General features: G+C 58.6%; 8 protein-coding genes. 5 read left to right on the forward strand and 3 right to left on the reverse strand.

Translation table 11 applies throughout. The features are described 5' to 3' along the window. Positions 1-1,498: glycosyltransferase (locus tag AC0L3N_RS24335; RefSeq protein WP_473549910.1), on the reverse strand; the 1,498-nt coding region annotated here is incomplete at its 3' end. 13 nt (positions 1,499-1,511) lie between these two features. Continuing rightward, on the reverse strand, positions 1,512-2,759 hold the full coding sequence (locus tag AC0L3N_RS24340; RefSeq protein ID WP_473549911.1) for a glycosyltransferase: 1,248 nt from the start codon (positions 2,757-2,759) through the stop codon (positions 1,512-1,514). 521 nt (positions 2,760-3,280) lie between these two features. Between AC0L3N_RS24340 and AC0L3N_RS24345 the strand changes: the two genes are divergently transcribed. From AC0L3N_RS24345 to AC0L3N_RS24365, 5 genes are all read left to right on the forward strand, one after another. Continuing rightward, positions 3,281-5,866 (forward strand): SGNH/GDSL hydrolase family protein, encoded by a 2,586-nt coding sequence (locus AC0L3N_RS24345; RefSeq protein ID WP_473549913.1) that lies wholly within the window; start codon positions 3,281-3,283, stop codon positions 5,864-5,866. Continuing rightward, entirely contained in the window at positions 5,863-6,123 is a 261-nt protein-coding gene (locus AC0L3N_RS24350; RefSeq protein WP_473549914.1) for an acyl carrier protein, read from the forward strand. The genes AC0L3N_RS24345 and AC0L3N_RS24350 overlap by 4 nt, the downstream gene beginning before the upstream one ends. Before the next feature lie 8 nt (positions 6,124-6,131). Further along, a complete protein-coding gene (locus tag AC0L3N_RS24355) occupies positions 6,132-7,694 on the forward strand; it encodes an amino acid adenylation domain-containing protein (RefSeq protein ID WP_473549915.1) in 1,563 nt (520 codons plus the stop codon). Next, the gene (locus tag AC0L3N_RS24360) at positions 7,694-8,842 is read left to right on the forward strand and encodes an acyl-CoA dehydrogenase family protein (protein ID WP_473549917.1); all 1,149 of its coding nucleotides are present in this window, start codon (positions 7,694-7,696) and stop codon (positions 8,840-8,842) included. Before AC0L3N_RS24355 ends, AC0L3N_RS24360 begins: the two co-directional genes overlap by 1 nt. Before the next feature lie 257 nt (positions 8,843-9,099). After that, positions 9,100-10,251: a glycosyltransferase gene (locus tag AC0L3N_RS24365; protein ID WP_473549918.1), complete on the forward strand. Its 1,152-nt coding sequence runs from the start codon at positions 9,100-9,102 to the stop codon at positions 10,249-10,251. 379 nt (positions 10,252-10,630) lie between these two features. Here AC0L3N_RS24365 and AC0L3N_RS24370 read toward each other — a convergent pair whose 3' ends face one another. After that, a complete protein-coding gene (locus AC0L3N_RS24370) occupies positions 10,631-12,109 on the reverse strand; it encodes an exopolysaccharide biosynthesis polyprenyl glycosylphosphotransferase (protein ID WP_473549920.1) in 1,479 nt (492 codons plus the stop codon). Positions 12,110-12,160: the final 51 nt, after the last annotated feature.

Below are 12,160 nucleotides of genomic sequence, written 5' to 3' on the forward strand. Positions count from 1 at the left end.
CCCCCCCCCCCCCCCCCCCCCCCCCCCCCCCCCCCCCCCCCCCCCCCCCCCCCCCCCCCCGCCCCGCCCCCCCCCCCGCCCCCCCCCCCCCCCCCCCCCGGGGGGGGGGCCCGCCGCCCCCCCCCCCCCCCCCCCACCCCACAAAACCCCCCCACCCCCCCCCCCCCCGCCCCAAAAACCCCCCCCCCCCCAAACCCCCCCCGCCGCCCGGGCGCCCCCCCCCCCCCCCCCCCCCGCGAAGAAGGAGTCCGCAATACTCCGCATGCGAGCGAGCCAAAAAGCCGCTGCGCTCATGCTCCACAATGTCGGACGCACCGCTGACATCGGTTACAATCGGGACCACGCCGCAGCTCATGGCCTCGAGCAGGGCGTTTGACATGCCTTCCGACACCGAGGTGGAAAGATAGAAATCAGCCTCACACAGAAAGGGAAAGACATCTTCGACCGCGCCGGCGAATATGACCCTGCCGGAAAGGCCCAACCGGACCGCGTGTTCCTCGAGAGTGGCGCGGCACTGGCCATCGCCCAGGATAGTGAGTTGCGCCTTTGCCTGGGCGGGAAGTGCCGCGAATGCGTCGAGCATGTGCTCGACGCATTTTTCCGGATCGAGACGGCCAAGGCAGATAAAGCGTCGGCTGCCATCGGCGCTCGGCTCGCGGTGCGGCATGCGGGGCAGATCGATCCCATTCGGAATCATATGAATGCGATCCGCGTCGATGCCATGTCTCTTCAGATCACCAGCGATCTGGCGGCTATTGGCGATGAAGGCCGTGACGTGACGTTTGATCAGGGCGGACGCCCAGCGACCGATGATTTTCTTCTCGCGCACAACGTCGAGATCGAAACACCGTCCGCCCCGGCCCAATTTTGCGAGAACCGTTTTGCGCAGGAGGGCTCCTGCCAATGCCGCCGGAACGGCGTGAAGCCGGGCATGGATGATATGTACGACGTCGAATTCGTCGCGACGGCGCAGCATCCAGATCACAACCTGGACACACCACGACAGGAACGACAGCATATGCCGTCCGCCTAAATTCGGCGCCGCGCGCAAACGAAGGCGATGGATAGGCACTCCGTCGATGGCGGACCGTTTCGGCGTCGAGTGCGACAGTCTGGGCGCCAAAATGGTCGCGGAAACGCCGCTTTCAACCAGCACCCGAGCAAATCGCCGCGCCTGTTGTTCGCCGCCGCCATATGACTCAGGAAAATAGGTTGGGAGCACGAGCAGAACACGTAAGCTCGGAAGAGCTTCGGCTTGGGGGGGCTTCATCGGATGAGCAGAAACAATTTCTGTTACTATCATATCAATCCGCCGATAGCGTTCCTGGAGCCACTGGCGGCCACCCCCCGTCCCATGTGCAAGAGAAGATGACTTTTTTGGCATCTCACCACCTTTCAGCGCATCGATCCTCTTATCGTCCAGATCGACGCACCCGAAATCGGTAAAGCATGCATCGCTAACCAATCCGACAACCTGCCCGATCACTGTCAAACGCATAGGTCACACCCGTTCATCGCGGAAGCGCCACATTTCGGACAGGAGGCCTTGTTGACACTCCCCTGCTTGCCCGATGCTGGTCAAGAGCCTCGCGGTAAATGGCATCGATCCGCTTGCCCATCAGCTTGACGTCCCAGTTCGAAAGATCCGTCGCCGCGGCACCTTGGGCGAGGCAAGCCAGTCTTTCACGATCCTCCAGGACGGCGGCAATGGCGTCGGCCATGGCTGCCAAATCGTCCGCGGGTGTAATCACACCGTTGATACCAGGGCGGAGCACTTCGCGAAGACCTGGCAGATCGCAAGCGACGCATGGCTTGCCGCCGGCGAGATATTGCATGACCACGCGGGGCAACCCCTCCCGCATGGAACAGAGCAGGCAGAGATCCGCGAGTGCGATCAGCCGCTCGGGGTCGTCCCGATAACCGGTAAAGACCACTTGGCGCTCGAGCCCAAGCCACTTGGCGCGCGATTCGACGATCGAGTGAAGCGGCCCGTCGCCCGCGAGCACAAGCACCGCGTCGGGTAAGCGGACGGCGACTTTCTTGAAAACGTCCAGAAATTCCGCGTGTCGCTTGCGTGACTCGAATGCCGCGATCATCAAGAGCACAGGCGGGCGCGGCGCGCCCGGCGTCAAGCGCAACAAATCGCGCCAATCGTCGGGCGGACCGGCGTTGCGAAAACGATCGAGATCGAATCCGGAACGGACGACATAATGGTTGTCTGGATGTCCCACTCCTGCGCTCAAGCATAAGTCGCGGATGCCCTCGCTCACGCTGATGAACGCACTGGTGACTGGCGCTGCCAGCTTTTCCAAGGCGAGATAAGCAAACCGCTCGGCGACGCCGACATTGACAAAAGGCACGATATGCACGCCATGAACGATCGCTGGAACTCCCGCCGCCCATGCGGCGAGCCGCCCGAGAATGCCTGCCTTGCTGGTGTGCGTATGCACGATGTCGGCATTCAAGGTGCGGAATCTCCGGGTGAGCGCCAACAATGCCCGTATGTCGGAGACGGGCGAAATGGACCGAGTCAGGCCCGGGACGCCAATGAGTTCCACCCGCGGGTCCACTTTAGCTATGATTTCCGGCTGGACCGTCTCGCCATATAGCAGGACAACTTCATGCCCCCCTTGCGCGGCCCAATTGCAGGAATAGACGGTATTCTCATCAGCACCGCCATTGATGAGACGGGTAATGACATGGGCGATACGCAGTCGATGCCCCAAGTCAATCTTGCCTTCCGCATCCTGTGCTTTCATATCGCCGCACCGATCGCGCCGAATCCATCCGGTGGCTGCGTTCCCACGCCGAGCCGCGCTTTCGGTCTCATGCGTCCCGATATCGGTGCTACTGCATTGGGGTGACATGCCACACCTCGGTGGGTGCCGTATGGAGACGAACCCCGAATCCTGGGATACCTCTTGTCCTTTTGGGTCGTGGCACGTGCCGTCCATAGGAGGGGTTATCCCAACGGCTTCCAGTCGGTCAGATCAGATTTATCTTGTTGGATTTAAACGTCTCAGAGACGTGTCGCTGTTACCCCGGGCACAGCGGAGCGATTATTCTGTGATATGTTATGTGCTAATACTTCTGCCTTAACGCGCGAATCGGACCCGTTGAAAGAAGTAGTCAAGGCAACGCTTTAAGGGACCGGGCAGTTTAACTATCAGGGGGACAAGAGCCATGGCAGAGAGCCCTTCACCAGCAGCTCGCGGAACTTTCGCGTGCCCCAAAGTCGCTTATTGTCGATATGCGCCGGCAGCCGGTTGAGGTGCGGGACGTGCATTCGATCAAGACATTGTCCCTTCCCTGGTCGGCGGGTTCGACGGAGTCAACGGAGACTGAACCGAGAAGCATCCTGGCTTGGTTCGCCATAGCCGGCGAACTGGCCCTCTTCATTGCGCTGGTCTATCTCCTCAGGCTCGAGACTAATGCGCTTCTCCGCGTCCTGCTCGTTGCCCTCGCCGGCTGGTGCGTGCACTACTTCCTGCCACAGCGTTACCGGCTGCCGTTTTTCGTGCTGCTCTCGTTCGCGGCTATCGCCGCAGTCTTCGCGAACCTTGGGCCCAACTGGCACGGCTGGAGATTTGAGGGCCTCATCGATGCCGCCTGGATCGTCGCCATTGGGCTCGTACTGATCGGAATTGTCCACCTACCCATCGCTTTTGGATGGAGAGTGCTGGCGCTGGTTGGCGCCGGCTGCGGGCTCGCCGCCGCACGAATGGACTGGATTGCGACCCCGTGGACGCGCGCCGTCTGGCCCGTGCTCGCTTCCATGTTCATGTTCCGTCTGATCGTCTATGCGTACGAAATGCGGCGTGAACAGAGGATGGCGACGGTTTCGGAACGGCTCGCGTATTTTTTCATGTTGCCGAATGTGTGCTTCCCGCTCTTTCCGGTCGTAGATTTTAGAACTTTCCGTAGCAGCTACTACAATGCTGACCGGCATTATATCTATCAAACGGGTGTTCAGTGGATGTTTCGCGGCGCTATCCATTTAATATGCTACCGTCTCGTGTACCAGCGGTTTGTGATCGATGCTGCGGACGTAAAGAATCAGATTGAGCTTTTGCAATTCATCTTATGGCCATTTTTACTTTATTTGAAGGTTTCAGGAACTTTTCACATAATTACCGGGATTCTGCATTTATTTGGATTCAACCTTCCAGAAACCCACAATCTGTACTTTCTTTCCTCAAGCTTCACAGATTTCTGGCGTCGAATAAATATATACTGGAAGGACTTCATAATGAAAATTGTATACTATCCCCTTTATTTTCGTTTTCGACGCTGGGGAGAGAGCGTAGCGCTCGTCAGCGCGACCCTCCTGGCGTTCCTCGCGACTTGGCTGCTGCACAATTATCAGTGGTTCTGGTTGCGTGGCACCTGGGTATTCACCTGGAACGACTTCCTCTTCTGGATGATCCTGGCCGTGCTTGTGACGATCAACGCCCACTATGAAATGCGGCACGGTCGCACGCGGCGCCTGCGTGGCGGGGCACTCAGCTGGAACGGTGCGCTGCAAACTGCGGGCCGGACCATTGGCGTATTCGTCGTCATCTCGCTCCTTTGGTCATTTTGGAGCGCGAGCTCGGTCCCGCAATGGTTCTCGGTCTTTGACACGGTGGGCGTGGAAGTCCCTGGCAAAATGACGCCCGCCCTCGTACTGGTCGCGGTGGCAGCTGTCATTGGCATTCCTGCCGCTGCGCTCGCGCGTGGCGCCGCCGACCGCCAGTTCAGTTTCCAGCGGTCGGTTGCGTTGGTCGGTGTCTGCGGGTTGGTAGCGGTTTGCATCTCGCTCCCCGGGGTTCGCGATCGCCTCGGCGAGTCGGTCGGTACCGCAATGGCCGACATTAGAATGCCCAACCTCAATAGCCGCGACAACGCGAACCTGGAGCGCGGCTACTACGAGAACCTCGTCAATGTCGGCGCATTTAACCCAGAACTGTGGATTGTCTACGGCCAACAACGACACGAAGGATGGGAGGATTTAGACAAAACGCCGCTGAGTGAATTCACGGGTGCCCTTCCCACGACCTATCTGCGTCCACTTTCCGAAGCAGACTTCAAGGGAGCCCGGGTCCACATCAATCGCTGGGGCATGCGAGATCAGGACTACGAAAAGCTTCCCTCTCCCGACACTTTACGAATTGCAATCGTCGGCTCTTCGCACGTCTTCGGCGCGGGTGTCGCGGATGACGAGACTTTCGAGGGCGTGTTGGAGCGGCGGCTGAATGAGCAGGCGGCCGACAGCGGGTATCGAGATTACGAGGTGCTGAACTTCGCCGTGGGGGGGTATTCTAGTCTGGACATACTGGCCATCATCGAGGATCGGGTGCTTTCATTCCAACCAAATTACATTTTTTACTTTGAGAACAGCGGGCTTGTTCCGCGAATGCTACAGAAGCTGTCGAAAGCAATCCAGAATGGCTCTGCATATCGCTACGATTTCGTGCGCGACATCGTACGCGAGAGCGGGACAGATGACAGGGCCGACCCCGAGGTGCTTACAAGAAAGCTCAAGCCCTACGAAGAGAGACTTCTGCGTGCGATCTATTCTCGAATCATCGAAACCGCGAAGCGAGAAGATGTCCGGGTCTTTTGGATCTATCTTCCTAGGCCAGACGAGAGGACCAGTCCCGAGCTGGAGAGGCGCCTCGCTGCCGAGATTGGATTCAACGTTCTCGATCTTTCCGATGTGTATGACGGGTATGACTGGCGGACCCTTGTTGTGGCGCCTTGGGACAAACACCCAAACGCCGCCGGCCATCGGCTCGTCGCCGACAAGCTTTACGAGGTGCTGCGGCAACACCGGGATCTAATTCCCCTGAACCTTGCGGTTGCTCCGCCAAAGGAGGAACAATGAACGCGATCCAGATCAGGACGATGACCAGGGATTTCATATTGAAGGAGTTCCTGCCTGGCGAAAGGCCGGAGAATCTGACGGATTCAACGGAGCTGATAACTGACGGCATTCTCGACTCGTTGGCGACGCTTAAGCTCGTTGCCTACCTGGAAAAATCCTGCGGTATCGAAATCGCCCCCGACGAACTCGTGCCGGAGAACCTGAACTCCATCGCCCAAATTGCCAATTTCGTCCAGTCGAAGCAGGCGTCCACATAGAGCTCGCCATGACGGTCGCTGCCTTACACGAGTATCTGGAACAGAGCGCGAGGCGGTATCCCCAGACGTGCGCCGCAGTCGAGGCGAGCTCTGGGCGGCAGATCACCTACGGCGAGCTCGACGCGCTGTCGGACCAAGTCCGCGACCATCTGCGTCGGATCGGCGTCCGGCCGGCGGACCGCGTCGGCATTTGCCTTCCAAAATCGATCGCCTCGCTCGCTGTTCTGTTCGGCATCTTAAAGGTGGGCGCGGCCTATGTGCCCGTCGACTCTCTGGCACCGCCTGCGCGTAACGCGTTCATATTTAACGACTGCGGCGTGCGCGCGATTTTCGTGGAGGCTTCCCGAGCCGAAACTTTGCGCTGTGAGTTGGCGCGCTTGGCTGCGGAACCTTGTCTCTTACCGCTCGACTGGTCCGACGGTCCCTCGCCGCTCGCGACGTACCTGGCTCGCGTAGAGGCCGGCAGCTTGGCGGTGGGGGACGAATCGGCGCGGCCGGCGCCGGACAACCTCGCTTACGTGCTTTACACTTCGGGCTCGACCGGCCAGCCGAAGGGCGTGATGCTGACGCATCGTAATGGCTCGAGCTACGTGGATTGGTGCTCCGAGATCCTCGCCCCTGACGAGAATGACCGCTTCTCCTCCCATGCGCCTTTCCACTTCGACCTGTCTATCCTCGACATCTTCGTACCGCTGAAGCACGGCGCGACCGTATTCCTCATCGGTGAGGAGCTCGGCAAGAATCCGACCCGGATGGCGTCGGTCATCGCCGAGCGGCGGTTGACCGTCTGGTATTCCACGCCCTCCGTACTCACGCTTCTGGTCGAGCACGGCGGCCTTGATGCTCGCGACGACCACGCTCTTCGGTTCATTCTATTTGCCGGCGAGGTTTTTCCGGTCAAGCATCTGCGGAGGCTAAAGGCTGTGGTCCCACGCGCACGTTACCTGAATCTCTATGGCCCAACCGAAACTAACGTCTGTACCTACTACGAAATCCCGCAGACGATCGCCGAAGACCGCTCGGCGCCGTTTCCGATCGGGCGCGCCTGCTCGCATGTTAAGGCTCGCGTGATTGATGCGAATGGTCGCAACGTGCCGCGAGGCCAGGAAGGCGAGCTCGCAATCAGCGGTGCTCCCGTGATGCTGGGCTATTGGAACATGCCTGAGCGAACAAGCGCCGCTTTTCATGTCGATTCAAGCGGTCGCTGGTACCGTACCGGCGATGTAGTGATCGAAGGCGATGGCGGAGTCTACACCTTCTGCGGTCGACGCGACCGGATGGTGAAGAAACGGGGATATCGGATCGAACTCGGCGAGATCGAGACGGCGCTCTATCGCCATCCAGCGATCTCCGAGGTGGCGGCGATCGCTCGCTCGGAGGAGTCGGGCGTCTCCATAAAGGTGTTCTATGCCTCGCGCGACGGCCATGCGCTGTCGCTCATCGAGCTGAAGCGGTTCTGCGCCCACAACTTGCCGGCCTACATGGCCCCGGACTGGTTCTCGCATCAGCAGTTACTTCCTAAGACATCGACAGATAAAATCGACTACCAGCATCTGATGAGGATGGAGTAGTGGATTTCGCGCTGAACGAGGAGCAGCGTATCCTGCGTGGCCAGATCCTTCGCTTCGCGCAAGATAAGCTCAATAAAGATGTCAGGCAGCGCGACCGAGACCAAGTATTCCAACGCGAGTTGTGGGGGGCTTGCGCGCAGATGGGCCTGACCGGCCTGCCAGTCCCCGAGGCCTACGGGGGATCCGGTCTCGATTCCCTGTCCACGGCCATTGCGATCGATGCGCTTGGTTACGGCTGCGAGGATTCCGGCTTGGTCTTCTCGATCTGCGCCCACCTTCTGGCCTGCGTGGTGCCGATTTGGAAGTTCGGCACTGAAGACCAGAAGAATCGATATCTTCCGGGGCTCTGTGATGGCACTTTGATCGCAGCCAATGCGATGAGCGAACCGGAGTCGGGCTCCGATGCATTTGCGATGCAAACCAGGGCGGAGCCTCATGGCGACGGCTTTCTAATCAACGGCACGAAGACCTTCGTGAGCAACGGGCCGGTGGCAGATGTTGCCGTCGTCTTTGCTGTCACTGACCGCGCCAAGGGGTATTTCGGCGGCATCACGAGCTTCCTCGTGGACCGCGCGCTGCCCGGCTATCGGGTCGCGCAAAAGTTCGAAAAAATGGGACTGCGGACGTCTCCGATCGGGGAACTTGTCTTCGAGGACGTATTTGTTTCGAAGGACGCTGTTCTCGGTGGAGTGGGCGGCGGCTCCAGGCTGTTCGCTCATAGCATGGACTGGGAGCGGGCGTGCCTATTCGCCAGTCATATAGGCACCATGGAGCGGCTTCTGGAAAAGGCAGTGGCCTATACGCGCACCCGACGTCAGTCCGGCCAGGCCATCTCCAAGCACCAGGCGGTCGCCCATAAGATTGCCGACATGAAGATGCAGATGGAGGCGGCCCGACTGCTCGTCTACAAGGCGGCGTGGGGCCTTGAGCGCTCCCAGTCCGTATCCCTGGACGCCGCCGTTTCGAAGCTCTTTGTGAGCGAATCGCTAGTTCGCACCACGCTCGATGTCGTCCAGGTCTTCGGCGGCTATGGTTTCTTGAGCGAATTCGACGTCGAACGTGCCGTGCGTGATGCCATCGGCAGCAAACTCTATTCCGGAACTTCTGAAATACAGCGCAACATTATTGCTGGCTGGCTGGGGCTTTGATGACGGCTGTGGTCAGAACCTGTCCGTGAAGGGCGGCGTGTGCTGTCGCCGGGCCTGCCCTCAGTTCGCGAAAAGGGCGACGCTCGATTTTTGGTAAGGCAACCGGAGAGTGGTACTATCGCAACCCATGGAGCCACCGGGGCGGAGGGCGCTTTTGTCGTTCGACTTGGGTGCGTCTGCCCAGCCCGTGGTCTCCGAACTTGCGGCTCAGAGGCGAAGAACCAGACAGCCGCGACGCGTGAAAGATAGGCTTGTGGATGCGGCTTCTCTATATACATTCTGCGCACGTCCCGGCGCCGGCCGCCAATGCGGTACAAGTCGCAAAGATGTGCCATGCATTTCGGGTTGCCGGAGCGGAGGTCCTACTAGCGCTTCCACGCGCCTCCATGAATACACGGGATCATTATGAGAAGATCGCGCGCGAATACGGATTCGGTACCGAGTTCCCATTCCGCGTTCTCCCTGTACCCTTTTGGCCTGTGCCCGGCCGGGAGCTTTTTTTTGCTGTGTTGGCGCTTCTTGCTGCGCTCTGGCTGCGGCCGCATGTCGTCTTTACACGCTCGGCTACTGTTGCGCTTGTTTCTGCCGGACTTTTCGGGTTCACGACCGTTTTTGAGCTTCACGACCCGATTGGCAGTTTGAGCAGACGTCAGCGTCAGCGCATTGCCAAACTGATAGGCCTAGAGGCATTCCGTATGCTGGTCGTCACGTCGCAACGTCTGCGGGACGACAGCATCCGCCTCTTTCCTCAACATGCGGGAAAATTTCTCATCGCGCCCAATGGCGCGGATCCCGTTCCGCCGAACGTCGAGCCATGCAGCCTCAGCGGCACGTTCAAGGTTGGTTATGTCGGACATCTGTATAAGGGAAAAGGCATGGAGATAATAAGCGCTATTGCGCCTCGATGCGGCTGGGCGACTTTTCACATCGTCGGGGGAACACCAGGCGATATAGAGTATTGGACATCGAAGCTGGCCAAATGCCCGAACACAGTGTTTCACGGCTACGTTCCTCACGCCGCGACATCTGCCTACTTGGCCGAAATGGACGTTGTACTCGCGCCCTATCTTAGAGATGTAGAGGGCCAGGGCGGCGGTCGAAATATCGCTGAGGGAATGTCGCCGCTCAAGCTCTTCGAATATATGGCGCATGGCAAACCCATAGTGTCCTCCGACCTGTCAGTTATACGAGAAGTTTTGAGGGATAGCGTCAACAGCGTTCTGGTGTCGCCAGACAACCCAACCGACTGGGTCAAAGCCCTTCAGCGCCTGCGCGAAAACAAGGCGCTTCGGGATCAGATTGGTCAGCAGGCGAAGGCAGACTTTCTGGCCAGGTACAGCCGCATCGCACGCGCAACCAACATTCTAGCGGAAATCAAGAGCCGGATGCCGTCGAGCGGAAGCTCATAGGACTGCACAATTTCTCTTGTTGAAGGCGGCTGCGTCGCCAAGCAAGCCTGCTTTCCGTTCGCCGCAAATGAGCCCGTGGTCCGTCCTGAACCGTTGAATGGCAAGATCCGACTGACTGCCCCCGGCTTTTTGCTGAGGTTCCGTCATGCGTTGCTCCGACCATCTCCCCGCGTCGCGTTGATTTTCGCATTTGTGCTAACTTTAGCCTGCGAGATGCGCCACTGTCCGGCGACTGAACCGGCGCGAACCCGATTGTGAGGCTCGATGTACTCGCTGGCGGCGGGATCGCCCGAAGCATCAGAATCAAAATTATCCGTTCAATCGGTCGGAAGATGGACTACATATATCCATTTAGCTTCCTGAGAAGCTGCTATATACATCAATAGACATTACGATCCGAAAAGATCAGTAGAGCAGTTTTCCAAATTATCTTAATGTCGAGAAGCATGCTCCAGGATTTTATATACCAGAGGTCGTGCTCAACGCGTTTTTCCATCCTCCAGAGTTCCTTCGTTTCCCCTCGAAAGCCATTGATCTGAGCCCAGCCTGTCAAACCGGGTTTTACATGATGACGATAAGCATAGCTCGCAATGATCACACTATAGGTATCGTCGTGAGCGATGGCGTGAGGTCGGGGCCCAACCAGGGACATTTCCCCCCGAAGCACGTTGAATAATTGCGGCAGTTCGTCGATGTTTGACCGGCGCAATATTCGGCCAAGTCGGGTAACCCGCGCATCATTACGCTGAGCCTGGCGAATTTGTGTACCGTTCTCCTGCACCGTCATAGATCGGAATTTGTAAATATTGAACGGCTTACCACCAAAACCTCGTCGCATCTGCCGGAACACCACAGGGCGACCGTTCTCGAGCGCTATGGCACATGCGACCAAGGCCATCAACGGACACAGGAACAGCAGGAGCAGGGATGCAACAGCAATGTCGAACAACCGCTTGAGCAGGCGTTCGGCGGGCCTCAAAGGCATACGCTGGACTTCGAAGGCTTGCTGCCAGCCGGTGTGCAGCGGGCTTCCAGCCAGAATTCTATCTATGTAGGCGTCGGCGAAAAGATAGATCGGCAGCGGGAGGCGGGACATTTCCTCCAGGATGCGTTCGATCAACTTCCGCTGGTCCCAAGAGCAAAAGAGATAAACTGCCCCATACGAGCCACTACGGAACCCAGCCTGTGCAGCTGCGACGGCGGCATGCACCGATCGTGCTGCGATCGTGTCATCATGGTTATCGATGTTCGAAACACCACAAACCGCGATACCCTGTTGCCCAAGCTTGGCAATTATCCCCTGTTCCTTTCCAGGAACGCCAGAGTAAAACAGATAAACTGTGCGCAACACGAGTTTCTCAGCCGCCAGAAGCCGTTTCAGCCCACGCGCTAGAACCGCGTGGCCAGGCAGCAGGATTGGGAATCCGACCGCAAACGCCAGCGTCAAGGAGCCGCGCGAGAACGTCGACGTCGTCTTCGTGAGAAAGGCGAGCCAGAGAATTGAAAAGAAAACAAACAGCCAGCCGCTGAAGAGTGTTTTGATCCTGCAGTGATCGTCCAGGATGCCACTAACCGTGTAGGCGCCCCTGGCGGTCATGAATGCGACCAGCAACAGACCGGCGGTAACACTTAGGCAGATCGAATCCCAGATATCTGGCGGCCTCACGCCGAAGGCCCTATGGTAGAGCTCAATTGACGCAAGAAATATTGTCTGTCCAAGGAGGAAATCAGCAGTTGCGAGAAACACGCAAACTGCTCCCACAGGAAGCCGTAGCGGCTCTACGCTTCGCTTCCAGAGCGCACGCGACGCCTCGGTTGGTGCATGCCGCATAGAGACGACCCCCGAATCCTGTTGCATCCCTTCTCCTTCTTGGCTCATGGCAGACGGCCATCCCATAAGGAGGGGGGT

It is taken from the genome of Mesorhizobium sp. WSM4807 (genome assembly GCF_055811615.1).